Source organism: Actinomyces sp. HMSC065F12 (assembly GCF_001814535.1).
GTDB lineage: Bacteria > Actinomycetota > Actinomycetes > Actinomycetales > Actinomycetaceae > Pauljensenia > Pauljensenia radingae_A.
In genome coordinates this window covers 138,079-164,063 of sequence record NZ_KV817030.1, presented here as the reverse complement: position 1 = coordinate 164,063, position 25,985 = coordinate 138,079, and the positions used below count along the sequence as shown (strand labels likewise).

Genomic DNA, 25,985 nt, shown 5'->3' with positions numbered 1-25,985 from the left:
TTCGGCATGTATGGCATCTATCTGTCGATCTGCTATGTGCAGCGTCGTCACGCAACGCGCATGAAGGAGTGAATTGACGAGGGTGACCCGTGCGGGAGGCCGGTCGATGATACAGTCATGACCGGACAAGAACGGAGAGCCGACGTGAACGATACGCCCATGATGACACTGCCCGATGGGCCAATTGACATTCGACTGATCGCCAGCGACATGGACGGGACGCTGCTGGATGGCAACTCGAATCTACCGGACGAGTTCTGGCCGCTCATGCATGAACTGGCTGTACGTGACATTGCGTTCGTGCCCGCGTCAGGCCGTCAGCTCGCCACCCTCGACACCATGTTTTCCGGCACAGACGCCGGTCACTCCTACATTGCTGAAAATGGCTCCATCGTCACGTTCCACGGGCAGGTTGTGTCGACCACTTGCATCGACATGCCGACAGTCAATGAAATGATCGATGTGACGCGGCGTGTGAGCTCTGACGGAAGCTACAACCTCGGTCTGGTCGTGTGCGGGCAGAACAGCGCGTACGTTGAACGCACAGATGCCGAGTTTTACGCTGAAGCCCACAAATACTATGCACAACTGGAAGTCGTCGACGACTTGAAGCAGGCCGCGGCGCACGATAACGTCCTGAAACTCGCAACGTATGACTTCACGGATATTTCTGCCTTCGTTGATGATCAGGTTCCCCACTTGCGTCAATCGCATCAGGTGGCAGAATCTTCGCGCCACTGGGTCGATATGATGAATCCTGTGGCGAATAAAGGACGAGGGTTGACTGCCCTGCAGGAATCGCTGGGGATCGGTCCGGAGCACACGGTTGTGTTTGGCGACTTCCTGAACGACCTGGAGCTCTTCGACCATGCCGACTATTCGTACGCGATGGCTAACGCTCATCCGGATGTGACAGCACGAGCCCGATACCGCGCGCCGTCAAATATTGATCACGGTGTCATGACTGTGGTACGCGCGCTACTGGCGCTTTAACGGTGGGCCCGGCCGGTCTCGAACCGACGACCTCTGCGGTGTAAACGCAGCGCTCTGGCCAACTGAGCTACAGGCCCGACACGTGCCACTGACGTGGCACGAGGCATACTTTAACGCACACAGGTACGCAGACGCACTTGAGACGTGCGTGAGATGTCTTACCGGTGTGCGCGCGGACGAGCCGTGACGCAGATTCCGGTCCACGTGTCCCCCATTGAGAACGCGGACGTAGAATGCAGACCTGCCACACTGGCTGCTTCGGCAATGTCCGCCACGGGCACAGTGTTCGGATCAGAAGGCTTGGGGAAAAGAACCCAGATCATGCCGCCGTCGTCAAGGTTTGACGCAACATCGACCAGAACGTCACCGAGGTCTTCCTCTTCAGCGTCGTCAGCGCGCCACCATACCAGTGCGCCGTCGACAACGTCGCCATAATCGACATCGACCAGTTCGTGACCAGTCTCGCGTGCAACCGCATCGCGAACAGCTTCATCGCTGTCATCGTCTACGTAGAATTCCTGGACAACCTGATTTTGGGTGAATCCGAGGCTGATCGCCACGTTGTGTAACCACCTTCCACACGCGAACCCGCTGGGCTCGTGAACTATCTAACGGCACTATAGTAGAGCAGATCTGCACCTGGGAAGAATATTTGCGCCGAAAGTCGCCGCCGATGTGGCTTGACGGGACCTGCGAGTACGGGCGGAAGGCGTCACCCTCGTCAATGAATCAAAATTGAGGCGATTCTCATGGGTCTTAAGCCCTAAAGAAGTCGCAAATCTGGGACTTTCGGGTGAGAATAGAACCACCAGGACATTGGCGACCTACAGGTCTGTCAGCACGAGATAAAAAGGGGTATCTGTGAGCACAAACCAAAAGCATCCCGTCATCAACGGATTGCTCAGTCAAATTCCGGACAACGATCCTGACGAAACCCAGGAATGGATCGACTCGCTCACCAGCCTGATCGATGAAAAAGGCGGACCTCGCGCACGCTACATCCTGCTGCACATGATGGACGAGGCTCGCAAACGCGATGTGCAGCTGCCTCAGGAATACACCACGCCCTACGTCAACACGATCCCCGTTGACCAGGAACCCTACTTCCCCGGCGATGAAGCGATGGAGCGTCAGTACCGCCGCTGGATCAGGTGGAATGCCGCCGTTCAGGTCACGCGCGCTCAGCGCCCCGGTGTCGGAGTAGGCGGCCACATTTCCTCTTACGCATCAGTCGCTACCCTGTACGAAGTGGGTCTCAACCACTTTTTCCGCGGCAAAGACCACCCGGGCGGCGGCGACCACATCTTCTTCCAGGGACACGCCTCCCCCGGCCCTTACGCACGCGCATTCCTCGAAGGCCGCCTGACCGAAGAAGAGATGGACGGATTCCGTCAGCAGGTCAGTGTGGACGGCGGACTACCTTCCTACCCCCACCCACGCCAAATGCCCAACTTTTGGGAATACCCCACCGTGTCACTGGGACTTGGACCGGCCGAGGCAATCTACCAGGCGTGGTTTGACCGCTACCTGCAGTTGCGCGGCATTAAGGACACTTCTCAGCAGCACACCTGGGCATTCCTGGGTGACGGCGAAATGGACGAGCCGGAAGCGCGCGGCATGCTGCAGCTCGCCGCACAGCAGGGCCTGGATAACCTCACCTTCGTCGTCAACGCCAACTTGCAGCGCCTCGACGGGCCTGTACGTGGCAATGGCAAGATCATTCAGGAACTCGAAGCCTTCTTCAAGGGCGCCGGCTGGAACGTCATCAAGGTGATCTGGGGACGCGGCTGGGATCAGTTGCTGGCAGCAGATAAGGACAATGCCCTCGTTCACCTGATGGATGAGACCCTCGACGGTGACTACCAGACGTTCAAGGCCAAAGATGGTGCATACGTTCGTGAACACTTCTTCGGACGTGATCCGCGAACCAAGGCGCTCGTGAAGGACTGGACCGATGAGCAGATCTGGGCTCTGGGCCGAGGTGGCCATGACTACCGCAAGGTGTACGCCGCCTACAAGGCTGCGATGGAGCACACCGGACAGCCTACCGTCATCCTGGCGCACACCATTAAGGGATACGCGCTCGGCACGCATTTTGCAGGACGCAACTCGACGCACCAGATGAAGAAGCTGACTCTGGAGGATGCGAAGGCGCTGCGTGACCGTCTGCAGATCCCGATCAGCGACGAGGAGCTCGAGAAAGATCCGTACAAGCCGCCGTATTACATGCCACCGGCAGACGATCCTGCGTTGCTGTACATGAAGGAGCGTCGGGAGAAGCTGGGCGGATACCTGCCTGAGCGTCGTGCCCATGACGATGCACACCTGCCTGAACCTGCGATGAAGCCGTTCGAGGCTTTGTCGAAGGGCTCAGGAAAACTCGAAGTGGCCACGACAATGGCACTGGTCCGACTGCTCAAAGACCTGCTTCGTGATAAGAATATTGGTCGGCACATCGTGCCGATCATTCCCGATGAGGCACGCACGTTCGGTCTGGACGCTATCTTCCCGTCAGCCAGGATCTTCAACACGCACGGTCAGAATTACACTGCCGTGGACGCGGACATGATGCTGTCCTACAAGGAATCCGAACAGGGGCAGGTGATGCACACCGGTATTACCGAGGCTGGATCTGCGGCTGCCTTGCAGGTCGTGGGCACCTCGTATGCGACGCACAACCTGCCGATGATTCCGTTCTACATCTTCTACTCGATGTTCGGTTTCCAGCGCACCGGCGACCAGTTCTGGGCTGCTGCCGACCAGCTGACTCGTGGCTTCGTCGTGGGCGCGACAGCTGGACGTACCACCCTGACCGGCGAGGGTCTTCAGCATTTGGACGGCCATTCCCCGATCCTGGGTGCAGCCAACCACGGTTTCGTGCTGTACGACCCCGCCTACGCCTACGAAATCCGTTACATCATGTGGGATGGCATTAAGCGCATGTTCTGCGAGCACGATCCCTCGGATACGCGTGACCCGAATGTCATGTATTACCTGACGGTGTACAACGAGCCGATTCATCAGCCCGCAGAACCTGAAAATGTGGACGTGGACGGCATTATCAAGGGCATCTACAAGGTTGATGACCATACAGGGCAGGGCCCGAAGGCTCAGCTTTTGGCATCAGGTGTGGCGGTGCCGTGGGCACGTGAGGCCCGCAAGCTCCTGGCCGAGGACTGGGGCGTGGACGCCGCCGTGTGGTCGGTGACGTCATGGAACGAACTGCGTCGCGATGGCGTGGAAGCTGACGAGCACAACTTCCTGCATCCGAATGAGGATCCGCGCTACGCCTACCTGACAACCAAGTTGTCGGGCTCTGAAGGCCCCTTCATTGGCACGTCCGATTACGATGCCCTGATCATTGATCAGATCCGTCCGTGGGTTCCCGGCTACCTGTACACGTTGGGCGCAGACGGCTTCGGCATCTCCGACACGCGCCGCGCAGCACGACGCTACTTCCACATCGATGCAGAATCAATGGTGGTGCGCACGCTGCAGGCACTGGCCGATCAAAACCAGGTTGACCGCGCAGTCGTCGAACAGGCCATCGAGAAGTACCAGCTGCACAATGTGCGCATCGGTGCCGATGAGGCTGCAGCTTCAGACGAATAAGATGTGAACGCAGACGTGGAGACGCCCTCATCGCTACTCAGTGAGAGTGACGAGGGCGTCTTCGTGTGTCTGCAATTGGCAGAATTACGCGCTAGTGCTTACTTGACGCCTGCTTGGGGGTTTCAGGATCATCGCTGATCTTGGCGCCACGATACTGCGGGTTCGCCAGGTTCTCCGGAGACAGGATCTCATCGACCTGTTCCTGAGACAGGAAGCCCATCTCAACGATCAGATCACCGACGTTCTTGTTTTCTGCCGCAGCTCGTTTACCCACCACGTCACCGGCATGATGCCCGATGACATCGTTGAAATAGGTGACGATACCGATCGAATTCATCACCATGTTTCGGCAGTTTTCTTCGTTGACGGTGATACCGTCCACACACTTTTCACGCAGCGTGTCACATGCGTGGGTGAGCAACGTGGCCGATTCAAACATGCACTGGGCGATCACCGGTTCCATGACGTTGAGCTGAAGCTGGCCGGCCTCGGCTGCCATCGTGACCGTCACATCGTTGCCGATGACTTTGAAGCAGACTTGGTTGACCACCTCGGGTATCACCGGGTTGACCTTCGCGGGCATGATTGAGGATCCGGCAGCCCTTTGCGGAAGGTTGATCTCGTTCAAGCCGGCTCGCGGACCCGATGAGAGCAGACGCAGGTCGTTGCAGATCTTGGACAGCTTGCCAGCGGTGCGCTTCATCGTGGCATGCATGGAGATATACGCCCCGGCATCCGATGTCGCTTCGATCAAGTCTTCGGAGGCTGTCACGTCCAGGCCCGTGATCTCACGCAGATGAGCGACCACTGCCTTCTGGTAGCCCGGAGGCGTATTGAGCCCAGTGCCAATCGCAGTGGCGCCCAGGTTTGTTTCCAGAAGCAGGTTGGCTACGTTGACCAGACGTGGGTCCTCTTCACGCAAAGTCACGCCGAACGCGGTCATTTCCTGACCAATCGTCATGGGGACGGCATCCTGCAACTGTGTGCGCCCCATAGTGAGGACATGCTGATAGCGGGCACCGAGGCGCTCAAACGCGTCGGCCAGATCATTCACGGCGTGCCGCAGCTGGTCGACCTTCTCGTAGGCGGCCAGTCGAAAAGCTGTGGGATACGTGTCGTTGGTGGACTGGGAGTGGTTGACATCGTCGTTGGGATTAATCAGATCATAGCGCCCTCGCTCCTGACCGGTCATCTCGAGAGCGAGATTGGCGATCACCTCGTTGGCGTTCATATTCACCGATGTGCCCGCACCACCCTGGAACTGGTCAATCGGGAACTGGTCGAGGCACGCGCCCTCGTCGATGATGGCATCGCAGGCCTGCACAATTGCATCTGCCGTGGCGGGCTTGAGCACTCGCAAATCCTTATTCGCCAGCGCGGCAGCTTTCTTGACCTGAGCGAATGCCCGAATCAGCTCAGGCACTTCATTGATCGTCCTACCGGAAATCTGGTAGTTTTCCTGCGCGCGCAAGGAGTGGATACCCCAGTAGGCTTCCTGCGGAACGTCGCGACTTCCCAAAAGATCTTCTTCGGACCGATTTCCCACAATATCCTCCGTTCATGTCAGCCCATCGTCGGGCATCTCATCTCAATGTCTATAGTAGTGGTGCTTTAGCGAGGCTGAGGCCACCTCGACCATAATGCCCTGAGACGTTCATGTGAGGCAACGGCAACAACGTCGAAAGGAATATTCGCAGGACACACTCTGATGCATTCGCCGTAGCCAGAACACGAGCCAAAGTACTGATCCATCGCCTCATTCATGCGCCGGGCACGCTCTGCCCGCTCCAACCCCGGAATGTTCAACGCTGCCAGGTGACCCATCCGTGCACCCGCATACAACGCGGCTGAGCCGTTCGGACACGCCGCAACACACGCGCCGCAGCCGATACACGCGGCCAGGTCAAGTGCACCTTCGGCATCTTGATGACGAATCGGAATCGCGTCCGCATCAGGAGCCAGACCGGTATCAACGGAAGCAAATCCTCCCGCCATCGTGATCCGGTCGAGGACACTGCGATCTACCACAAGGTCACGGATCACTGGAAAGGCGCCCGATCGCAACGGTTCCAGGCACACATGCGTGCCATCGGCATGAGCGCCGACCCTCTGCATGCAAGCCGGCAGATTCTCACTGAATCCGTGGGGCCTTCCATCAACTTGAATGCCGCATGCACCGCAGATTCCTTCGCGGCAATCCGAATCAAACGCAACCGGCTCGACGCCGCGGGAACTCAGGTTGCGGTTGAGGTAATCGAGGAGCTCCAGAATCGACATGCGTTCATCGCACCCGTCCAGTTCGTAGGAGTGGAATGTTCCGACAGCTTCCGGGGCTTTCTGCCGCCACACGTCGACGATCAGTTTCATTGGTAGTTCCTCGTTGCCAGGGGGACGGTAGTAAACGTCAGCTCTTCGGCGTGGTGAGTGCAGGTAATTGCCAAGGGAGCTGCGCCATCTGTCCCCAGGTCATGCCACCCGTCAGTGGTCCAGGCGGATACGTTCATCCACTGGTCGTCGCGGCGCTGCGCCTCCCCCTGCTCCGTCTGGTATTCACTTCTGAAGTGCGCGCCGCAGGATTCCTCGCGATGCCACGCGTCCACACACATGAGTGTGGCCATCTGAATGCTGTCCTGAAGCCTGGCAGCTGCAACCAAGTCGGTGTTGAAGTGTCCTGTCTCGCCACTGACACGCAGGTCGGCACCCATGTGCTGTTGGAGTGCGTCGATGTCGCTGAGCGCAGCCTCCAGGCTCTCCTTACTGCGCACAACGCCGCACCCCTGGTACATGATATCGCCCAACTTGCGGGCAAAAGTGTCCGTCGGAGTAGCTCCATCGATGTCGAGCAGGCCCTGCAGTCGCGATTCGACCCTCTCACGGGCAGCGATCACGCGGAAATCATCGACGGAGAGCAACTCCTGGCCTAAAATGCCTGCCAAATAGTCGGGTACTGTGCGCGGGATTGTGAAAGCACCATCGACGCAGGCGGCAAGCAAGGAATTGGCTCCCAGACGGTTGGCCCCGTGGTAGGCCGCGTTCGCCTCGCCGGCTGCAAACAGTCCCGGGATGGTGGTCATGAGGCGGAAGTCGACCCACAAGCCACCCATTGTGAAATGCGCGCCGGGAGCGATGCGCATGGGGCGAGTGTAGGGGTCCTCCCCTGTTGCATCGAGGTACATGTCAAGGAGGTTGCCGTAGCGCTCAGCGATGACGCGTCGGCCCACCCGCTCCAGTGCGTCCCTAAAATCCAGGTACACGCTGTTTCGTTCGGGACCGACCCCATGCCCCGATTCGATCTGCTCGCGCGCAGCACGAGAGGCAATGTCGCGAGGCGTGAGGTTTCCAAACGCGGGGTACTTGCGCTCCAGGTAGTAGTCGCGTTCCTCTTCGGGAATGGTGTTCGGGTCTCGGTCATCGCCAGGGCTCCGTGGCACCCAGATGCGTCCGTCGTTACGCAGAGATTCGCTCATGAGCGTGGTCTTGGATTGCCACGGAAATGAGACAGGTAATGCGGTGGGGTGGAATTGGATCATGCTCGGTGAAGCGAGAGCGGCGCCGGCACGGTGAGCTCGCCATATGCCTGTTGTCGAGCAGTTCTTTGCCAGCGTCGAATAGTAGTAGACGTTGCCGTATCCGCCTGTGGCAATCACAACTGCGTGTGCGGGATGGAAGCGGGTGCGTCCGGTGATCATGTCACGCGTAATCACACCGGCGGCCCGGCCGTCAGCAACGACGACGTCGAGCATTTCGTGGCGCACCCATAACGTCACGCGGCCTGCAGCCACCTGACGCATGAGGGACGAGGACGCTGCCACCTGAAGTTGCTGGCCCGTCTGCCCTCGCGAGTAGTACGTTCGCGAAACCTGCACGCCGCCAAATGATCGTGTGGATAACGATCCGCCATATTCTCGGGCGAACGGCACACCCAGCGCGTTCATGTGGTCGATGACGCGCGCCGATTCAATACCCAGTCTCCATACTTCAGACTCTCTGGCGCGGAAATCACCGCCCTTAATCGTGTCGGTGACGAACCGCTGCACGCTGTCCGAGTCGACTCGTCGTGCCCGCGCCGCATTGATACCGCCTTGAGCTGCCACTGAATGGGAGCGTCGCGGCGTATCCAGAGTTGTGATCGCATCTACCCCAAAGCCCAGTTCAGCCAGAGCCGCTGCGGCACTGGCGCCCGCCAGACCGGTCCCCACAACAACCACCCTGAATGTACGCCTGTTCCCGGGTGAGACGAGGCGCGCGTGGGAGACAAATTCGTCCCACATGCGTTCGGGTTCGACTTCAGGTTCATGGGCGTCAACAGGGGCGCCCTCGTCAATGCGCAGATGCGTGCGTCCGGCAGCGAGCGGAAGTGCGAGGGCGGCGCTGATCGCTCCCATGTGCGAAGCGGCGATGACGGTGAGGTCTCCGATCACAACTGCCAAAGCGATCGCATAGCCAGCGATGCGCACAACGGTGCCGATATGTGATGAGCGCCCACCGAGATCCTGCCAGGCTCGCTCAATGCCGTGGCTGAGGTGAAGGCCTATCGCAATAAGGGCGATGACATATGCCGCGAACATGACAGGCCTGCTCATCGATGCCACCACATTGGCAGCGGCGTAGAAACGAGAGTCGGGATGGCGGAAAGCGGCCGATTCGACCACTGTGCCAATGGTGAGGTCAAGGATATGGATCACGATAAAGGCAATGAGGACAAGTCCGGTCGGAAGCATGAGCTTTGCAGCCCAGCCGCGATGCTTCAGCCTGCGCACACCGGGCGTGTGGGTCAACGCGCCGCGGCGCCACAAGATGAGTGCGCCACAGATATGCAGCAGAACACACGACAGTAAGATCACGCGCAGGATCCACAAAACGGACCCATACGGAAGAGCCGGTTCACCGATCGTGCGCAGCCACTGCGCATAGTGATCCATCTGAGCAGGATCGGTCAGGATCTTGACGTTGCCGACCATGTGGATGAAGACGAACGCCGCCATGATCAGGCCTGTGATTGCCATGACGACTTTGCACACCCATGTTGGAATCGTGACGCGCCGCGCGGTGGGCGTCAACGTGCCGTTGATCGTCATGTCCGATCCTCCTCATATCCAGCCTATCGGGTTCGGGAGGGCTCGTGTGCGGTTCAGGACGTCGAGCGAGCTAGGTTGAGCAGGTCCTCGACCGTTGTGAGTGCATCCACGTCCCGGTCGATCAAGGTGATGCCGAGTTCGTGCTCGATTTGGCTGATCACAGAGTAGCGTCCGAGGGTGTCCAGGTCGAGGTCACCTTCGAGTGTCAGGTCTGCGCGCATCCGGTCTGGTTCGATGGAGGTTTCTTCCAGCAGTGCGTTCATGACGGCTTCACCGACCGTATCGTTGTCCTCCTGATCGCTCTGAGGCGGTTCGTCCATGTCGAGGAGTTCGGTCAAGTCGATGCCAAGCTGGTCGCCGATCGATCCCATGTCTTACCCCACGCGGTTGAGCCAGCGCACCGGAGCTCCGGCACCGGCATAGCGGAATGGTTCGAGCTCATCATCCCACGCCTGTCCGAGCGCAAGATTGAGTTTGTCGATCATCTCTGTCGGGGAATGTGATTCGTCGAGGGCTGCGCGAATCCTTCCTTCCGGCACGACAACGTTGCCTGCCGTGTCCATTTGGGCGTGGAAGATGCCCAGTGACGGCGTGTGAGACCAGCGGCCACCGTCAGTGATCGCGGTGGCTTCCTCGGTGACTTCGTAACGCAGGTGTTCCCAGCCGCGAAGTGCCGACGCGAGTCGGGCGCCAGACCCGGTCTGGCCTACCCATGAGAATTCGGAGCGTACCATCCCGGGTGCAGCATCCTGATCAGTCCACTGCAGGTGCACTTCCTGTCCGAGCGCTGTTCCAACGGCCCACTCGATGTGTGGACACAGCGCTGGCGGAGTTGAGTGCACGAAAAGTACACCACGGGTGTAAGACCTACTCATCGTGACCTCCATTTCGCGTGAGAATCGTCTTCCCCTACGTTCTCAACCGGAAACAGACACGCTGATTCGTGGCGTTACACCCATTATGACGCGTCTACGCCGACTATTCCAGTGCCACGCCGTGAAAGCCTGTTAGCATCGTAGTGTCCCCACTGCGCAGACGGCGCGGCTCCATTTTGTGTGGAGACATGGGTCGAGGAAAGAAAAGAATAGATGGACGACTTTTTCAGAGGTGTTGAAAGCCCCGGCATGATCGATTGGCCGAGCATGCCGACCTACAACACGTTAATGGCAGTCGCAGCCGGTGCAGCGCTCATCGGGCTTGCGATGTTCTTCAGGGAAGTTCGCTCGAACTCCGGCAAGACTGCCGTGCGGGTCGACGGATACGCCATGGCGTTCGGTGCTCTTGGCTTGATCTTGACAACCACCGGCTTGCACATGACGACGACGTGGCCGCTGGCCGCTGGCGGTTTCGCCTACGACAATGTGATCTTCGGTGAAACCTGCCTGGGCTTTGGATCACTCTTGCTGTTCGCGTGCTTCTATCTCTGGAAGCAGCGTGACCACATTGCCCGTTCACAGAAGGCTCTGAGCGAACTGCTCCACGCCGCAAAGCCGCTGTCGATTTTCGCCGGCGGACTGGGATTGGGACTGTGGGGCATCGCCTTCGCCGGCGTGATGTACCGACTCTTCACCGCTCCCCCGCAGGAGCCCATTTCCGGTTGGTTTGCACAGTGGCCGTGGTTCGAAGCGATCTTCATGTCACTGTTCTTCTTTGTCATCGGTTTGGGCTGCGTCCTGTTCCCAATCGGCGTGTTCCGCGCTGATAAAGAAGGCACATCTGAATCGCGTGGAGGCGGCATTCTCAACGCTGTCATGTGGCTGTGGCTGGCATGCGGCGTTGCAATCGGCCTATTCGGATGCCTGAACTTCTACACGCACATCGGTCTGATCGTCAACACGATGTGAGATCTGCAGTTGCCACGATTCTGAATGACAGAGGAAGGGCACATGTCGGTGCGGATTCCGGTAGCTTCCAGCTGCTGGGTCCGCACCGTTTCATATCGGGCGACATCGGGAAGAATAACTCATCAATCTCGTCAAGGCGTTTAACAAAGACGCCCTCGTCACTGAGCGCATTGACAATCTGCCCAAGTGAGTGGTTCCACTCCACCGTCGCGTTCTTGCCTGGGGTCACAGAAGAGCCTGCGTAGTCGGATTCGCTTGAGTCGTCGTCCCATGTGATTCCCTCACGGGTTTCAAAGTACGGGAAATGAAGTTCGAGGGCGTCACATTGCACCGGGTCCTTCAACGTTCCCACAAGAGGATGCACGTCACGTACAACCAGCGTGCCGCCTGGTTTCAGCAAGGAAGCGACGACATGAGCCCACCGGCGTATGTCAGGCACCCACGCAAGGGCACCCTCCGAGGTGTACACAATGTCGAAGCGTCCCTCTACCGCCTCATAGGCAGACAAAACATCCGAGCACACGTAGTCGATGTGGAGGCCTGCTCGGTCGGCAATGCCGCGTGCAATCTCCAGGGATTCTTCGGAAAAATCAAGGCCAACCAGACGGTGCGCCCCCAAGCGTGCCAGTCCCACAGTGTCGGTGCCGATATGGCATTGAAGATGGATGACGTCGCCGCCCTCGATGTCAGCGCCCTCCAGGTACGGTCGATCCAAGCGTATGGCCTCAGGAATCTTCGCGCGATCGTTCACCAGAGCGTCTACGTCGTAAAACGGTGACTGAGCGTGACGTGATGCCTGCTCCTGCCAGAAGGCGTGATTGAGGCAGAGTGCGTCACCGTGCTCACGCATCAGCTACAGACCCATCTTGCGGATCGCGCGCATCGCTTCCTTACGGTTCTTGCGGTCAAGGCGATCAATGTAAATCTTGCCGTCCAGGTGGTCGCATTCGTGTTGAATACACCGACCCATCAGCTCCTCGCCTTCGACGACAACCGGCTTGCCATCCAGGTCAATCCCCTCGGCACGGGCATACCAGGCACGCTCAGTTGGGAAGAACAAGTCAGGAACTGACAGACAACCCTCATCGCCATCCTGATATTCGTCTTTGGACAACTCGACGATCCGGGGGTTCAGGATGTAGCCCACTTCCCCATCGATGTTCCACGAGAACGCACGCAGACCAACGCCGATCTGGTTGGCCGCGAGACCCGCACGCCCCTCCATATCAACGCCCTCAAGCAAATCTTCGACCAGCATCTTCACGTGGTCATCAATCGTCGTGATCTCCTCGCACGGCGTACGCAGGATGGGATCTCCGATTATGCGAATGTCACGAATTGCCATTATTGCCCCTGATTCATTAGGTCTTGATGAAGTTCACTGACACGCATGAGCGCTTCGTCCACGGGAACTTCATGGCGCTCACCTGTCGCTCTCGTACGGATTTCCACGACACCGTCAGTCAGGCCACGCCCAACGACGAGGGTGATCGGAATGCCGATCAACTCACTGTCAGCAAACTTGACACCTGCCGACATCTTCGGACGGTCATCGTAGAGCACATCGAGACCTGCAGCATCCAACTGAGTGGCCAAATCGCGCGCCGTCGTGAAGATCTCCTCGCCCTTACCCGTAGCGAGGACATGAACATCGAAGGGTGCGATGTGTGCGGGCCATGACAAGCCCTTCTCATCGCTGGTCGATTCAGCCAAGGCCGCCATCACGCGAGACACGCCGATACCGTAGGAGCCCATCGTGACGATGCGGGATTTGCCGTTCTCATCCAGAACGGTCAGGCCCAACGCCTCGGCGTACTTGCGTCCCAACTGGAAAATATGGCCGATTTCGATGCCGCGTTCCAGGTGCAACGGACCGGAGCCGTCAGGTGCGGGGTCGCCCTCGCGTACCTCGGCCGCTTCGATCCAGCCATCTGCAGTAAAGTCACGCCCCTTGACAAGGCCAAAGACGTGCCGTTCGACCTCATTGGCGCCTGTGATCCACGACGTGCCATCCACGATGCGCGGATCGAGCAGGTAGCGCACAGGGTGTTCAATGCCCCGCGCATTGGGGCCCAGGACGTCAGGGCCGATGTAACCGGCGACCAGCTCCGGATGCTGCGCCAGATCCTCGCCGGTCGCGATCTCAACACGCGCTGGTGAAACAGCGGCCTCTAGGCGCTTCATATCGACTTCTCGGTCACCTGGCACACCAATCACCACGACTTCACGCGTGTCGTCAGGATGCGTCAACGCCACTACCACGTTCTTCAATGTGTCGGATGCTTCCCACGGGCGATCCTCACGCGGATGCTCGTCGTTCGCGAACGTCACGAGTGCGTCGATCGTCGTGGAATCCGGCGTCGGATAGACAACTGCCTGGCGCTGACCTTCGATTGGCAGCGGGTCCGGTGCCGGTGTCTTGACAGCTTCCGCGTTGGCCGCATACCCACCTGCAGAGCGAACAAATGTATCTTCGCCAATCGTGCACGGATGCAGGAACTCTTCAGAGCGTGATCCGCCCATTGCGCCGGACATTGCCGAACAGATGACGTATTCAAGGTCCAGACGTTTGAAGATCGCTTCGTATGCCGAACGTTCCAGGTCGTAGGAGGCATCCAGCCCGTCATCGTCAAGGTCGAAAGAGTAGGCATCTTTCATGATAAATTCGCGTCCGCGGATCAGACCGGCGCGAGGACGAGCCTCGTCACGGTACTTGGTCTGAATCTGGTACAGCGTGACGGGAAGATCTTTGTACGAGGAGTACATATCCTTGACCAGCAGGGTAAACATCTCTTCATGAGTGGGGGCAAGCAGATAGTCCCCCTCTTTGCGGTCACGCAGCTTGAAGAGCGTAGGGCCGTATTCCTCCCAGCGGTGGGACTGCTTGTACGGGTCGGCTGGAAGCAGAGCTGGGAACAGCACTTCCTGCGCACCGATCCTGTCCATTTCCTCACGCACAACCTGCTCCACCTTGCGCACCACTCGCAGGCCCAACGGGAGCCACGTGTAGATACCGGGTGCGGCACGACGAATGTAACCAGCGCGCACCAGGAGCTTATGAGAGGTGACTTCCGCGTCGGCGGGATCTTCACGCAACGTGCGGACAAAGAAAGATGACATAGTTTTCAGCACGTCTTCCAGATTAGTTCACCACTGCGCTTCCTGTCAGATCCTGTCCCTGAGATGTCGGAATCCAAGCGAGGCGACCAGCAGCACGAGACAATAGAACCATGATGAATTTTCTTCCAACCGGTACTCCCTGGCTGCCTTCGACGGACCGTTATTCGACCATGCCGACCGCGCGTTGCGCGGACTCAGGTTTGCAGCTCCCTCGCATTGCACTGGGACTGTGGCACAACTTCGGTGATGACCGCCCGTTCCAGACACAGCGTGACATTATTCGCTTCGCATTCGATCACGGTATTTACCACTTCGACATAGCCAATAACTACGGTCCGCCAGCGGGGAGCACGGAAGAGAACTTCGGGAGGATCTTCGCGAAGGATTTGCGGGCACATCGCCACGAGCTCGTCATTTCAACGAAAGCGGGATGGGAGATGTGGGAAGGTCCCTATGGCCAGGGCGGCTCCCGCAACTACTTGTTGTCATCTCTGGATGAGTCATTGACCCGTATGGGGCTCGATTACGTGGACATCTTCTACCACCATCGTCCTGAAGGCGAAACGCGCTTGGAAGAATCGATGATGGCGCTGCGTGATGCTGTGGCATCGGGCAAAGCACGCTACGTCGGGATTTCGTCCTACAGCGCGCACGCAACCATTCAGGCGCAGTCGATCATGCGTGAACTCGGCGTTCCCCTCGTGATTCATCAGCCGTCGTATTCGATGCTGAACAGATGGGTTGAAGAAGGCGAGCCCTCGCTGCTGGATACTGCCGCTGAACAGAAGATGGGCGTCATCGCGTTTTCTCCTCTGGCGCAGGGAATGCTCACCGACAAGTACCTGGACGGCATTCCTGAGAATTCACGGCTCGGCGTGGGTAAAGTTACGCGCGAATTCTTCACCGATGAGACGCTCGATCACATTCGCGCCCTCAACGATATAGCTCATGAGCGTGGACAGGATCTGGCTCAAATGGCTATCGCGTGGGTGCTGCGAGATCAGGGAGCGCGCACCGTGACCACCGCATTGGTCGGAGCTTCCAGCGTGGAGCAATTGTCGAATTCTCTCGGAGCACTCGATGCCACTGACTTCAGCGACGAGGAACTGCAGGCCATCGACGTGCATGCGGTGGATTCAGGCATCAACCAATGGTGGGGCGCAACTGAAACGCGGCCGTGAGGCACCGACTGCCTCACGGCCGCGCAAGCGGTAGACGTCTTATTCGCCGTTCATGGCGGCGTTCGCCTTCTCGTCCGCTGTCTTCATACCCTCAGCGACGGGAACGCGTCCCTGAAAGACCTCGTTAAGGACTTCGGTGTACGCGGCTGACGCGGCCGTGAAGTTGTCGCCTACAGGCGGATCAATGGTGGGCGCACCATCGGCGACAACGTCGAAGAACGGTTGAATGTCGATCCCCTTGTCCTTCCAAAAATCGAAGTAGACCTGCTGCGCCGCTGTGACCGCAGGCAGATTCGTGCCGTTCTTTCCGATATATTCGTTGCCTTCCTGGGAACCGAGCCACTCCAGAACCTCGGCAACAGCCTCGGGGTTCTCACTCTTCGCATTGCCCGCAACGACGATGCCGTTGGTGACAGAGACACGGCCTGCGGGACCCTCCGGCAGAAGCGCTGTCCCCCACTCAAAATCGGCACTTTCCGCAATGGTGGCCAAGTTGTACAGGCCGGACTGGAAGATCGCCATGTTGCCCTGGAGGAATTGGTTACGAGTGAATTCTCCGTCCATGTTCGTATCGGCTGCCGAGGGAGCCACGTGTTCCTTGGTAATCAGGTCGACAACGTACTGCATGGCCTGTGTGGTCCTGGCGTCAGAGAAGGTGAATTGGTCACCGTTCTGGAACGTGCCGCCGTTGGAGCCAATAAAGGGCAGCATGATTGCCTGGAGATCCTGAGCCGCGTTGTAGCCGTACTGGCTGATCGAATCTGCGTTGAAGTCGGTTGAATCAGCAGTATTGCCGCTGTCATCCTTCGTGAGCTTCTTGAGCAGGTTGATCAGCGTGTCGTCGCCGCCCTGCGGTGACCATTTCGCATTGGCGAGGTCGTCCGGTGTCACGCCAGCTTCATCGAGGAGAGTCTTGTTGTAGTACAGCGCAATTCCAGCGTCCGACAGCTGCGGCACGCCCCACAATGTGTCATCGAGGGTGAAGGCCTTGACAACATTGGCATCCCACTGGTCGCGCGCTTCGGCGCCCAATGCCTCGTCGATATTGACCATGTTGCCGCTCTTGGCGTAGGACGTGTAGGACGAGTTGTTAATCCAGAACAGGTCATCCATCGAGCCGGCAGCGATATCCGTGCGCAACTTGGTGAAGTAGTCGCTCCACGGGACGACGGAAATCTCCACAGCTATGTCAGGATTCTGTTCGTGAAATGCAGCGAGTGATTCTTCGTAGGCGCCGGCGGCCCCCTCGTCCCACAGCCTCAAGGTCACAGTGGTGGCAGCTCCTGAATTCGAAGCGGTCCCCCCGCTTTCGCCGCTTTGACCGGATCCTCCTGAGCTGCAGGCAGCCAGAGCCAATGCCATGCCCAGAATTCCTGCAAGAAGCGGCTTTCGCAGATGTGTCATCGCTTCATCCTTTCGTGTTGTGGTGGGGTCTACTTAAAGCTCGTGATCGCAATGGAATCGACAATACGACGATTGAAGAGCGCAAATATGAGGATCAACGGTGCCATTGCAATCGTGGTGGCAGCCATGACCAGCGTCCAGTTATTGGTGTATTGGGACTGCAGGCTCGAGGTCGCCACGGTGATCACTGCCCAGTCCTGGCCGGTTGTCACAATCAACGGCCACATGAAGTTGTTCCAGTGCGTCACTACCGTGATCAACGCAAGAGTTGCGATAATCGGGCGGGACATAGGCACGACAATCCGAGTCAATACTCGGATAGTTCCAGCACCATCGAGGCGCGCTGCGTCGATCAGGTCCTGAGGAATGGAGCGGAAATACTCACGAAGCAGAAAGATCGCATACGGGGAGCCGAAGACATACGGCAGCACCAATGCCCAGAACGTATTGCGCAGCCCGCTTTGCGCCATCATCAGATACAGCGGAACGATCGTGACGACCTGCGGCACCATGAGCGTAGCCAGATACACCCAGAAGACGGCGTCACGACCAGGAAAACTGATACGCGCGAAAGCATAGGCGGCCATGATGGAAAAAAGAAGTTGGCCCACAAGGACGACTATCACGACGGCGAACGTCACGCCGAAGGCGCGGCTGAAGTCGACCTTCGTTCCACCTGCAAACAGGTTCGTGAAGTTGTCCAGAGTCGGCGGTGCGGGAGGTTCAAGAGGCGACGAGGTAGCGAACTGCCTTGGTGTCTTCAACGACGTCATGACAGACAACGCGAACGGTGCCAGAACCAGAAGCGCACCGATGACCAAGATTGCGTAGACAAGGGTGTTCGTCCACACCGCGGCAACGCCACGCTTCCTAGGAGTACTCATAGGTCATCCTCCGGGAAAAGTAGCGATTCTGAATCAGCGTGATTGCCACCAGGATGACGAAGAGAACCAACGCCGTCACCGACGCTCTGCCCAGATCAAAGTTCGTGAACGCCAGGTTGTAGATCCGGTAGGACAGTACCTCTGTCCGCTTGGCCGGGCCGCCCTCGGTCAGCGCGAAAATCTGGTCGAACATTTGGAAGACGGAAATGGTGGACGTAACCAGTACGAAGAACATCGTCGGGCGGATGAGGGGCACCTTGATTGACCAGAAGATGCGCGTGTCGGATGCTCCATCGACGCGCGCTGCCTCAATGAAGTCTTCTGGTATCGCTGCCAGACCGGCCATAAAAAACAGGGCGACGTAGCCGACCTGGGACCAGATGGATACGAATGCGACTGCTGGCAGGGCTAACGTCGGATCGGTCAGCCATTCGACCCGGGTGCCGATCAGTGCGTTCAGGGCACCGCCGGTGGGGGCAAAAATCCACTTCCACACGATGCCCAGAGCCAGTGGCGCACACACCCACGGGATGACGTAGATAACGCGGAACACTCCCGAGCCTGGTAGTCCTTTCACCATGAGAGCAGCCATCAGCAGGCCGAGGAGTGTCTGAATGGGAATTACCAACAGCACCAGGAGTGCAGTGACGATCAGGGAGTTCACCAGGTCAGGTCCGGTAAGGACAGATACCCAGTTGTCGAATCCGACGAATTGGCGCGGTGCAATCAAATCCCAGCGCTGAAAGCTCAGCCAGATCACAATGCCGATGGGTGCCAGAAGGAAAACGAGCACACCGATCAAACTGGGCACCAAGAGCGCATAACCTGTCACGGTTCGACCCAGGCGATTACTACCCACGAGCCGCTCCCTTCCGCACTTTCAGGCTATCTTTCAACGGTACACAATATCCCCGCTCGACGCGCACCTCACGGTGATCACCGTGCTCCGGCAGGGATGACCTCGACGTGACCGTCGCCTTCTTCAAGGCCCATTTCTTCGGCGAGCAGGTTTGCGCGGCGAATCAGTGTTTCAACAATCTGATCTTCCGGCACTGTTTCGACCACTTCACCCTTGATGAAGATCTTGCCTTTCCCGTTGCCGGATGCCACACCCAAGTCGGCTTCGCGTGCTTCACCTGGTCCGTTCACGACGCATCCCATGACGGCGACGCGCAGGGGAACCGTCAAATCCTTCAGCCCCTCAGTCACACTGTTGGCCAGGGAATACACATCGACCTGCGCGCGGCCGCATGACGGGCATGACACGATTTCCAGTGTGCGCTCGCGCAGCCCCATTGACTGCAGAATTTGAATGCCAACCTTGACTTCCTCGACGGGCGGTGCCGACAAGGACACGCGGATCGTGTCACCGATGCCCTCACGCAACAGGGCGCCAAAGGCGGTAGCCGACTTGATGGTGCCCTGGAAGGCCGGTCCAGCTTCCGTGACACCCAAGTGGAGCGGCCAGTCCCCTCGTTCGGACAAGAGCTCATAGGCACGGATCATCGTGACAGGATCGTGGTGCTTGACAGAAATCTTGAAGTCGTGGAAGTCGTATTGTTCAAACAGCGAGGCTTCCCAGACAGCTGATTCAGCCAAAGCTTCAGCGGTTGGGCCGCCGAACTTTTCATACATACGTTTGTCCAGCGAGCCGGCGTTGACACCGATGCGGATCGAGGTCCCGTGTTCTGTAGCAGCCTGAGTGATGGCCTCGATCTGATCGTCGAACCGACGAATATTGCCTGGATTGACACGTACTGCCCCACATCCCGCCTCGATCGCCGCGAACACGTACTTGGGCTGGAAATGGATGTCCGCAATAACAGGGATGGTGGATTGCTGCGCGATTACTTTGAGTGCAGCAGCGTCCTTATCAGTCGGACATGCCACACGCACAATGTCGCACCCAGCTGCAGTCAGCTCCGCGATCTGCTGAAGTGTCGCCCCGATGTCATGCGTCTTCGTGGTGGTCATGGACTGAACAGAAATCGGCGCGCCGCCCCCCACAGGGACTGACCCTACGTGGATGCGACGAGTCTTCTTCCGAGGAAATCCCACATCCGCAGTGGAGGGCATTCCCAATGCAATTGGCTGGCTCATGGGCTCATTATCTCCCGAAGCATGGCAGTTGGCAGCGATTAACGACGATCTCACAGGGGCAACGTGACAGGGACAACAATGTCGGCAATCACCAGCACAATCGTCATAACCACCAGAATCAGCATCACAGCGTAGGTCACCGGCAACATACGCGCCGTATCAACCGGTCCGGGATCTGGACGATTGCGAAGGCGCGCCCACATGCGACGGGTCCCCTCGAACAGGGCGCCTGCGATGTGGCCGCCGTCCAGCGGTAGCAGCGGAATCAGATTGAACACGAACAACGCCATATTCAGTGAAGCAAGCAGCATCAGCAGCGTTCCGGCAGCACCGGCAAAATCCGTTCCACCTGATTGTGCGTCGTGCGCTGCGCTGGAGGAGACTTCAGCCGCGACGCGACCCACCCCCACAACAGACATGACAGAGTCCTCGCCACGGTCCTTGCCCGTGAAAAGCGACTCCACGACATTCCACACTGCCACAGGGAGCTTGACCACAATTGCCGCTGTGCCGATACCCATCTGTGCCCACACACTGCCCACGGTTGAAACCTGAGCTGAGCGTCGCTCCACCCCGGCAACAATTCCGGTGATATACGAGCCATCAGACACCTGGTGGGCCGTCACGGTCATCGTCTGCTCCACGCCGTCGCGTTCAATTGTCACGGCGGTGGGTTCAGATCCTGTGTGCGTGATCGCGCCGACCAGATCATCCCACTGGTGAACCGACGTGTCACCCCAGGAACGCACCGTGTCGCCTGCGCGGATGCCGGCCTGATAGGCAGGGCCGGGGAATTCTTCCCCGTCGCGCATCGTGATGGTCTGTGGCGCGTCCGCCAGTGTCAGGGATGCGGTCGGAATGCCAATTCCCATCAGTGCCACTGCCGTCAGAACAGCACTGATCAGCAGGTTCATAACCGGTCCGCCCATCATGACAGTGATCTTCTGCTGCACAGACAGCTGATAGAACGGAATGCCGGTTGCATCCTCGTCAATCATTTCCTCGGCGGACTGGCGACGTGCCTGTTCGGCCAAAGTAAGCTTCGAGCCGCGGTGCGTGCGTGTGCCAGGCCGCGCGGGAGGCAGCATGCCCAGGATGCGCACGTAGCCTCCCAGCAGAATCCACCGAATCACGTAGCGCGTACCGTGCCAGGTGCGTTGAGCGATTACCGGTCCGAAACCAACGGAATACTCACTGACGGCAGCTCCAAAGCGTCTGGCTGGCACCATGTGACCGATCTCGTGCAAGGCAACCGAGAGCAGAAGCCCAATGATGACGACGATAATGCCAACGGCTCCCGCCACTAGTGGTCCCCTCGTTCAGATCCCAGACCCGCTACGGCACGGGCACGGTCAGCAGCCCACCGTTCGGCCTCATGGATATCATCCAGTGTTGGATCGCTGACGCCCTCGTGCGCGTCAAGGACAGCCCCAACAGTGTTCACAATGTCGAGCCACCGCACCTGGCCGCGCAAGAATGCATCGACCATGACTTCATTGGCGGCGTTTAATACGGCCGGGTGCGTCGGTGAAGCGGCCACGGCCTGGCGAGCCAGGTCAAGAGCGGGGAACGTATCAGAATCAACGGGTTCAAAGGTCCACGACTGCGATGCTGACCACGTCAGCGGCTGGGCGATGTCGCCTAGCCTTTCCGGGTACGACAGTGCCCAGCCGATCGGCAGGCGCATATCAGGCGGACTGGCCTGAGCAATGGTGGCGCCATCACGCCACGTCACCATCGAGTGCACGATCGACTGTGGGTGAACGACGGGAATAATGCTTTCAGGCGCTATATCGAAGAGCAGATGCGCCTCAATCAGCTCCAGCCCCTTGTTCATCAAGGTTGATGAGTTAATCGTTACCACCGGCCCCATTGCCCACGTCGGGTGAGCCAGAGCCTGCTGCGCGGTGACGTGTGCCAGTTCACCGCGGGTGCGCCCGCGGAATGGGCCTCCTGAGGCGGTGAGCACCAGTTCGGCAACTTCGCTTCGGCCGGTCACTCGCGGCGCCGTCAGACCCTTCTCATGGATCCCCGAGCTGAGGGCCTGTGCGATCGCGCAATGCTCCGAGTCGACGGGAATGATCTGCCCGGGGCGCTGCATTGCTTTCCGGACGAGGGAGCCACCGACAACGAGGGACTCTTTGTTAGCCAGTGCCAACGTGGATCCGGCGGTCAGCGCGGCCAGTGTGGATTCCAGGCCGGCTTGGCCTGTGATCCCGTTGAGGACTGTGGCCTTCGGGTAAGCTCCGGCAAGCTGTGCGACGGCGTCGGCGCCCTCGGCAATGTCTGGACGCGCAGTACCCATCTCGTCCAAGGCAGCGGCAAGCTGGTGTGCTACGGGCTGGGCGAGGGCGACGCGTTCGGGGCGAAAATACCTGATTTGACGGGCGAACAGGTCAATGTTGCTGCCACCTGCTGCCAGCGCGCGCACCCGGAACGCCTCTTCGTGGCGTTCGATGACATCAAGGGCCTGCGTGCCGATCGACCCGGTGGACCCGAGGATTACGACATCGCGCACAAAAGGATCGGTGTGCATCAGTTGACAGCGAGGAGGATCTCAACGGCGCGCCCCAGGTAGGCATCCACAGGCCCTTCAGAATAGGCCTTCGTGCCTTTTGCATCACGGAACGTTGCCAGGCGTACGTCCTCGACAGTGACTTCACCGCGGTCATCGAAGTAGTCAGCCAAGCGGTCCAGAAGATCATCCACTTCCTGTGCGTTGTAGCCTCGGCCGGATGCAGGATGGGAGAAGCGTTCCCCTCGTGGGCGAAGCATGCGGGGGTACAGAGTCGTTGCACGGTCTGCCACGCGTTCATACCAAGCGGATTCGCCGTTGACGGCAATATGGTCGGCACGGTCACGCTGAATGAACGCATCTTCCAGACGGCTCATCGCAGCATCCACTGCTTCACACGCGTATCCGCCGCGTTTGAGCAGGAAGGTCGCCTGGCGGACTTGCTCGGCGCTGAATTGTTCTGCAGGAACACCGCCCTCGTAAGCACTGCGCGCTTCGGTGAAGAATTCGTCAACGAGCTTCGGGTCGTAGCCGCGCTTGAAGACACTCACTTTCGGAAAAGAGTCACTCATTCTCACTCCTGCGTTCGATGTGAACCGGGACGGGCCGCTTCTTACGAGATGAGCTTACCTTCTCAACGGCGGTTGCGAGTTGACCACACGCCCCATCAATGTCGGATCCACGTGTATCACGTATCGTGGTCGAAATCCCTGCACGACGTAACGTGTCAACAAATTCATCTTGGGCGGATTGTGTCGATGCCGTCCAGATGGACCCTGGCGTGGGGTTAAGCGGAATGGGATTGACATGGGCCCACGTGCGCCCTCGTTTATTGAGCTCATCAGCGAGGAGCTGCGCGCGCCACGGCTGATCGTTCATATCGCGAATCAACGCGTATTCGATTGACACGCGCCTGCCGGTCGCCATGAAATACCGCCTCGCAGCATCCAGGAGTTCACCGACCTTCCAGCGTGAATTAATCGGAATGAGGTCATCGCGCAGGTCATCGTCGGGTGCATGCAGGGACACTGCCAGTGTCACCGGGATTCCCAAGCCTGACAGCTTGTCGATCGCAGGAACCAGGCCGACAGTTGAGACGGTGATGTTACGGGCGGACATGCCGAATCCCTCAGGCACATCGCGCACGAGTCGGTGCAGCGTGCCCACCAGGTGACGCCAGTTGGCAAGCGGCTCCCCCATCCCCATGAAAACGACGTTAGTCAGGTGTGTCGGCCCATCACCAATGTCGCCTCGGGCACATGCCAAGCGGGCGACGCGCACCTGTTCGACCATCTCACCGGTGGATAGGTTGCGTGTCAGCCCCATCTGCCCGGTCGCGCAGAACGGGCACGCCATCCCGCAGCCGGCCTGAGAAGACAGGCACAGCGTCGTGCGGTGAGGGTAGCGCATGAGAACCGATTCGACGCGGGCGCCGTCGAAAAGCTCCCACAGGGTCTTAATCGTCTGGCCCTTGTCAGCGTGCTGCGCGGTGACTTCCGTCAGGAGCTTCGGGAAGAGTTCCTCCCCCAGCTTCGGGCGCAGTGATGCAGGAAGATCCGTCATCTGCGCAGTGTCACCGAGCATGTGCTCAAAATAGTGGCGCGACAGCTGATCGGCTCTGAACGCAGGAATACCAACCGCTGCCACAGCTTCCTTACGTTCAGCAAGGTCCAGGTCAACGAGGTGACGCGGCGCCTTGCCGCGACGGCGCGCGGTGAAAGACAGGACCGGCTTGGCATCAGGATGCGTCGCGCCTTCCGGTGCCTGATCGGTGGGGCGTACTTCTCGGGTGCTCATAGCAGTGTCCCCGGCAATGCATAGCTGACAATGAACGTGAAGACCGGGGCGCACATCAGCACTGAATCGAGGCGATCCATCATTCCGCCGTGGCCTGGCAGGATACCCGACATATCCTTCAGTCCCACGTCGCGTTTGAGCATGGATTCGGTCAGATCACCCACGGTGGCAGCCACGGCAATGAGCGGACCCACAACCAGACCCCACCACCAGCGTCCGCCGAGAGGCACAATGAAACACGCTGCCACAGCCATACACATGGCCACCGAACCAATAAAACCTTCCCACGACTTCTTCGGAGAGATGCGCGGAGCCATCGGGTGACGGCCGACGAGAACACCGCAGGCCCAGCCGCCCAGATCGTTTGAGCAGGTCACCGCCAGATACATCACCAGAACCCAGCGCCACGACTGACCCGAGATCATTGTGGCAACGAATGAGGCAAAGAACGGTACGTATACGGCGATAAAAGCCGTGTAAACGAGGTCTCGTCCGTGCGGGCGGTCACCGTCGGGGTCGAGCAGACGCCATGCGCTGGCGATGGCAACAGTGAGAGCCAGAATTCCGGCGCTTACTCCAATCCCGCCCTGGCGGGCGCAGACGATCATCGCAACGGCACCGACATAAAGGGGTGCAGTCGGGACGATAATGCCGTCACGGCGCACAGCAGCGGCCAGTTCCCAGATGGCGACCAAGGACATCACGCATACGACTGCGGCGACGGCCCACCGGCCAATAGCGACAGCTACGCCGACAATCGTGATGAGGACGATTGCCGTCGCGATCGCAGCTGGAAGGTTACGTCCGGCGCGTCCGGACACTGACAGAGGTTTGTGATCCTGGGTGGGCCCTGGACGAAAAACCTGTGTGATGATGGTGCGTGTCGAGGCGTGTGCCATCAGATCGTCAGCAGTTCGCTTTCCTTCGATTCGAGAAGCTCGTCGATCTGGCTGACGTGTTCGCGGGTCGTGTTTTCCAAAGACTTTTCCGCGCGTTCGATCTCGTCTTCCCCAGCGTCTCCGTCTTTCTTCATCTTGTTGAGCTGATCCATGGCTTTGCGTCGCACGGCGCGCACGGACACGCGAGCTTCTTCAGCCTTGGTCTTGGCCTGCTTGACATAGTCGCGGCGACGCTCCTCGGTGAGCGATGGCAGCACCACACGGATGACGTTGCCGTCGTCCGAGGGGTTGACACCCAGGTCAGATTCGCGGATAGCGCGCATGATCTCTGCGGTCGAATTGCGATCGTAAGGAGAGATCAGGACGGTGCGCGCCTCGGGAATCTGGAACGAGGCCAGCTGTTGCATCGGTGTGGGTGCGCCGTAATAGTCCACCATGATCTGCTGGAACATGCCGACGTTGGCGCGTCCAGTGCGAATATTGCCGAAGTCTTCCTTCGCCACTTCGATGGCGCTGTCCATTTTGTCTTCTGCTTCGAGCAGAACATCATCAATCACG

General features: G+C 58.9%; 23 protein-coding genes and 1 tRNA gene. 4 read left to right on the top strand and 20 right to left on the bottom strand.

Translation table 11 applies throughout. From position 1 onward, the window contains the following. Window positions 1-117: 117 nt before the first annotated feature. Window positions 118-993: a Cof-type HAD-IIB family hydrolase gene (locus HMPREF2975_RS09290; protein WP_227469359.1), complete on the top strand. Its 876-nt coding sequence runs from the start codon at window positions 118-120 to the stop codon at window positions 991-993. Window positions 994-996: 3 nt separating this feature from the next. On the opposite strand, the gene HMPREF2975_RS09285 is transcribed toward HMPREF2975_RS09290, so the two are convergent. Next, window positions 997-1,070: transfer RNA gene (locus HMPREF2975_RS09285), tRNA-Val, on the bottom strand. An 81-nt stretch (window positions 1,071-1,151) separates the two neighbouring features. Beyond that, window positions 1,152-1,553 carry a DUF3052 family protein gene (locus HMPREF2975_RS09280; protein ID WP_058236741.1) on the bottom strand — a complete coding sequence of 134 codons (402 nt, stop codon included), beginning with the start codon at window positions 1,551-1,553 and terminating at the stop codon, window positions 1,152-1,154. 301 nt (window positions 1,554-1,854) lie between these two features. On the opposite strand from HMPREF2975_RS09280, the gene aceE reads away from it, so the two are divergent. Then, the gene (aceE, locus tag HMPREF2975_RS09275; RefSeq protein ID WP_070727254.1) at window positions 1,855-4,605 is read left to right on the top strand and encodes a pyruvate dehydrogenase (acetyl-transferring), homodimeric type; all 2,751 of its coding nucleotides are present in this window, start codon (window positions 1,855-1,857) and stop codon (window positions 4,603-4,605) included. Between the two features lie 91 nt (window positions 4,606-4,696). On the opposite strand, the gene aspA is transcribed toward aceE, so the two are convergent. The 5 genes from aspA to HMPREF2975_RS09250 form a co-directional block, all read right to left on the bottom strand. After that, window positions 4,697-6,154 carry an aspartate ammonia-lyase gene (aspA, locus tag HMPREF2975_RS09270; RefSeq protein WP_227469364.1) on the bottom strand — a complete coding sequence of 486 codons (1,458 nt, stop codon included), beginning with the start codon at window positions 6,152-6,154 and terminating at the stop codon, window positions 4,697-4,699. A gap of 62 nt (window positions 6,155-6,216) precedes the next feature. Then, complete coding sequence (locus tag HMPREF2975_RS09265) at window positions 6,217-6,972, bottom strand: succinate dehydrogenase/fumarate reductase iron-sulfur subunit (RefSeq protein WP_070727251.1); 756 nt, start codon at window positions 6,970-6,972, stop codon at window positions 6,217-6,219. After that, entirely contained in the window at window positions 6,969-9,683 is a 2,715-nt protein-coding gene (locus HMPREF2975_RS09260) for a fumarate reductase/succinate dehydrogenase flavoprotein subunit (RefSeq protein ID WP_083314508.1), read from the bottom strand. Before HMPREF2975_RS09260 ends, HMPREF2975_RS09265 begins: the two co-directional genes overlap by 4 nt. A 53-nt stretch (window positions 9,684-9,736) precedes the next feature. Beyond that, the gene (locus tag HMPREF2975_RS09255) at window positions 9,737-10,054 is read right to left on the bottom strand and encodes an acyl carrier protein (RefSeq protein ID WP_058236737.1); all 318 of its coding nucleotides are present in this window, start codon (window positions 10,052-10,054) and stop codon (window positions 9,737-9,739) included. A gap of 3 nt (window positions 10,055-10,057) precedes the next feature. Further along, window positions 10,058-10,558 carry a DUF3145 domain-containing protein gene (locus tag HMPREF2975_RS09250; RefSeq protein WP_058236736.1) on the bottom strand — a complete coding sequence of 167 codons (501 nt, stop codon included), beginning with the start codon at window positions 10,556-10,558 and terminating at the stop codon, window positions 10,058-10,060. Window positions 10,559-10,771: 213 nt separating this feature from the next. Here HMPREF2975_RS09250 and HMPREF2975_RS09245 point away from each other — a divergent pair, with 213 nt between their 5' ends. Continuing rightward, window positions 10,772-11,527, top strand: coding sequence for a DUF981 family protein (locus HMPREF2975_RS09245; RefSeq protein ID WP_058236735.1), 756 nt, complete (start codon window positions 10,772-10,774; stop codon window positions 11,525-11,527). Here HMPREF2975_RS09245 and HMPREF2975_RS09240 read toward each other — a convergent pair. Genes HMPREF2975_RS09240 through HMPREF2975_RS09230 form a run of 3 tightly spaced genes read right to left on the bottom strand, consistent with a single transcriptional unit; the run spans window position 11,514 to window position 14,647 of the window. Next, on the bottom strand, window positions 11,514-12,377 hold the full coding sequence (locus HMPREF2975_RS09240; protein ID WP_070727248.1) for a class I SAM-dependent methyltransferase: 864 nt from the start codon (window positions 12,375-12,377) through the stop codon (window positions 11,514-11,516). The genes HMPREF2975_RS09245 and HMPREF2975_RS09240 overlap by 14 nt on opposite strands. 3 nt (window positions 12,378-12,380) lie before the next feature. Continuing rightward, window positions 12,381-12,872 carry a peptide deformylase gene (gene def, locus HMPREF2975_RS09235; RefSeq protein ID WP_070727246.1) on the bottom strand — a complete coding sequence of 164 codons (492 nt, stop codon included), beginning with the start codon at window positions 12,870-12,872 and terminating at the stop codon, window positions 12,381-12,383. Next, a complete protein-coding gene (locus tag HMPREF2975_RS09230) occupies window positions 12,872-14,647 on the bottom strand; it encodes a proline--tRNA ligase (protein ID WP_371935765.1) in 1,776 nt (591 codons plus the stop codon). The genes def and HMPREF2975_RS09230 overlap by 1 nt, the downstream gene beginning before the upstream one ends. A 110-nt stretch (window positions 14,648-14,757) precedes the next feature. Here HMPREF2975_RS09230 and HMPREF2975_RS09225 point away from each other — a divergent pair, with 110 nt between their 5' ends. Further along, window positions 14,758-15,828, top strand: a complete 1,071-nt coding sequence (locus HMPREF2975_RS09225; RefSeq protein ID WP_070727244.1) for an aldo/keto reductase — start codon at window positions 14,758-14,760, stop codon at window positions 15,826-15,828. Between the two features lie 39 nt (window positions 15,829-15,867). Here the strand turns inward: HMPREF2975_RS09225 and HMPREF2975_RS09220 are convergent, their stop codons facing one another. The 10 genes from HMPREF2975_RS09220 to frr form a co-directional block, all read right to left on the bottom strand. Then, window positions 15,868-17,232 carry an ABC transporter substrate-binding protein gene (locus HMPREF2975_RS09220; protein WP_070727242.1) on the bottom strand — a complete coding sequence of 455 codons (1,365 nt, stop codon included), beginning with the start codon at window positions 17,230-17,232 and terminating at the stop codon, window positions 15,868-15,870. Between the two features lie 29 nt (window positions 17,233-17,261). Continuing rightward, window positions 17,262-18,116, bottom strand: a complete 855-nt coding sequence (locus HMPREF2975_RS09215) for a carbohydrate ABC transporter permease (RefSeq protein ID WP_070727240.1) — start codon at window positions 18,114-18,116, stop codon at window positions 17,262-17,264. Beyond that, on the bottom strand, window positions 18,103-18,975 hold the full coding sequence (locus HMPREF2975_RS09210) for a carbohydrate ABC transporter permease (protein ID WP_070727238.1): 873 nt from the start codon (window positions 18,973-18,975) through the stop codon (window positions 18,103-18,105). Before HMPREF2975_RS09210 ends, HMPREF2975_RS09215 begins: the two co-directional genes overlap by 14 nt. Before the next feature lie 77 nt (window positions 18,976-19,052). Beyond that, entirely contained in the window at window positions 19,053-20,216 is a 1,164-nt protein-coding gene (gene ispG / locus HMPREF2975_RS09205; RefSeq protein WP_070727237.1) for a flavodoxin-dependent (E)-4-hydroxy-3-methylbut-2-enyl-diphosphate synthase, read from the bottom strand. A 50-nt stretch (window positions 20,217-20,266) separates the two neighbouring features. Then, window positions 20,267-21,520, bottom strand: coding sequence for a M50 family metallopeptidase (locus HMPREF2975_RS09200; protein WP_070727235.1), 1,254 nt, complete (start codon window positions 21,518-21,520; stop codon window positions 20,267-20,269). Further along, a complete protein-coding gene (gene dxr, locus HMPREF2975_RS09195; protein WP_070727234.1) occupies window positions 21,520-22,752 on the bottom strand; it encodes a 1-deoxy-D-xylulose-5-phosphate reductoisomerase in 1,233 nt (410 codons plus the stop codon). The genes HMPREF2975_RS09200 and dxr overlap by 1 nt, the downstream gene beginning before the upstream one ends. Beyond that, the gene (locus tag HMPREF2975_RS09190) at window positions 22,752-23,303 is read right to left on the bottom strand and encodes a DivIVA domain-containing protein (protein WP_058236726.1); all 552 of its coding nucleotides are present in this window, start codon (window positions 23,301-23,303) and stop codon (window positions 22,752-22,754) included. The genes dxr and HMPREF2975_RS09190 overlap by 1 nt, the downstream gene beginning before the upstream one ends. Further along, the gene (gene rlmN / locus HMPREF2975_RS09185; protein WP_070727232.1) at window positions 23,296-24,528 is read right to left on the bottom strand and encodes a dual-specificity RNA methyltransferase RlmN; all 1,233 of its coding nucleotides are present in this window, start codon (window positions 24,526-24,528) and stop codon (window positions 23,296-23,298) included. The genes HMPREF2975_RS09190 and rlmN overlap by 8 nt, the downstream gene beginning before the upstream one ends. Continuing rightward, window positions 24,525-25,427 (bottom strand): phosphatidate cytidylyltransferase, encoded by a 903-nt coding sequence (locus tag HMPREF2975_RS09180; protein ID WP_070727230.1) that lies wholly within the window; start codon window positions 25,425-25,427, stop codon window positions 24,525-24,527. Before HMPREF2975_RS09180 ends, rlmN begins: the two co-directional genes overlap by 4 nt. Continuing rightward, complete coding sequence (gene frr / locus HMPREF2975_RS09175) at window positions 25,427-25,984, bottom strand: ribosome recycling factor (protein ID WP_058236723.1); 558 nt, start codon at window positions 25,982-25,984, stop codon at window positions 25,427-25,429. Before frr ends, HMPREF2975_RS09180 begins: the two co-directional genes overlap by 1 nt. Window position 25,985: the final 1 nt, after the last annotated feature.

Bases quoted from the DNA above. Each gene is read 5' to 3' on its own strand.
- HMPREF2975_RS09215 (WP_070727240.1), bottom strand. From the start codon at position 18,116: ATGAGTACTCCTAGGAAGCGTGGCGTTGCCGCGGTGTGGACGAACACC.
- HMPREF2975_RS09250 (WP_058236736.1), bottom strand. From the start codon at position 10,558: ATGAGTAGGTCTTACACCCGTGGTGTACTTTTCGTGCACTCAACTCCG.
- rlmN (WP_070727232.1), bottom strand. From the start codon at position 24,528: ATGAGCACCCGAGAAGTACGCCCCACCGATCAGGCACCGGAAGGCGCG.
- HMPREF2975_RS09255 (WP_058236737.1), bottom strand. From the start codon at position 10,054: ATGGGATCGATCGGCGACCAGCTTGGCATCGACTTGACCGAACTCCTC.
- HMPREF2975_RS09245 (WP_058236735.1), top strand. From the start codon at position 10,772: ATGGACGACTTTTTCAGAGGTGTTGAAAGCCCCGGCATGATCGATTGG.
- HMPREF2975_RS09190 (WP_058236726.1), bottom strand. From the start codon at position 23,303: ATGAGTGACTCTTTTCCGAAAGTGAGTGTCTTCAAGCGCGGCTACGAC.
- HMPREF2975_RS09180 (WP_070727230.1), bottom strand. From the start codon at position 25,427: ATGGCACACGCCTCGACACGCACCATCATCACACAGGTTTTTCGTCCA.
- def (WP_070727246.1), bottom strand. From the start codon at position 12,872: ATGGCAATTCGTGACATTCGCATAATCGGAGATCCCATCCTGCGTACG.
- ispG (WP_070727237.1), bottom strand. From the start codon at position 20,216: ATGAGCCAGCCAATTGCATTGGGAATGCCCTCCACTGCGGATGTGGGA.
- HMPREF2975_RS09290 (WP_227469359.1), top strand. From the start codon at position 118: ATGACCGGACAAGAACGGAGAGCCGACGTGAACGATACGCCCATGATG.
- HMPREF2975_RS09260 (WP_083314508.1), bottom strand. From the start codon at position 9,683: ATGACGATCAACGGCACGTTGACGCCCACCGCGCGGCGCGTCACGATT.
- HMPREF2975_RS09230 (WP_371935765.1), bottom strand. From the start codon at position 14,647: ATGTCATCTTTCTTTGTCCGCACGTTGCGTGAAGATCCCGCCGACGCG.
- HMPREF2975_RS09240 (WP_070727248.1), bottom strand. From the start codon at position 12,377: ATGCGTGAGCACGGTGACGCACTCTGCCTCAATCACGCCTTCTGGCAG.
- HMPREF2975_RS09265 (WP_070727251.1), bottom strand. From the start codon at position 6,972: ATGAAACTGATCGTCGACGTGTGGCGGCAGAAAGCCCCGGAAGCTGTC.
- dxr (WP_070727234.1), bottom strand. From the start codon at position 22,752: ATGCACACCGATCCTTTTGTGCGCGATGTCGTAATCCTCGGGTCCACC.
- HMPREF2975_RS09220 (WP_070727242.1), bottom strand. From the start codon at position 17,232: ATGACACATCTGCGAAAGCCGCTTCTTGCAGGAATTCTGGGCATGGCA.
- HMPREF2975_RS09225 (WP_070727244.1), top strand. From the start codon at position 14,758: ATGATGAATTTTCTTCCAACCGGTACTCCCTGGCTGCCTTCGACGGAC.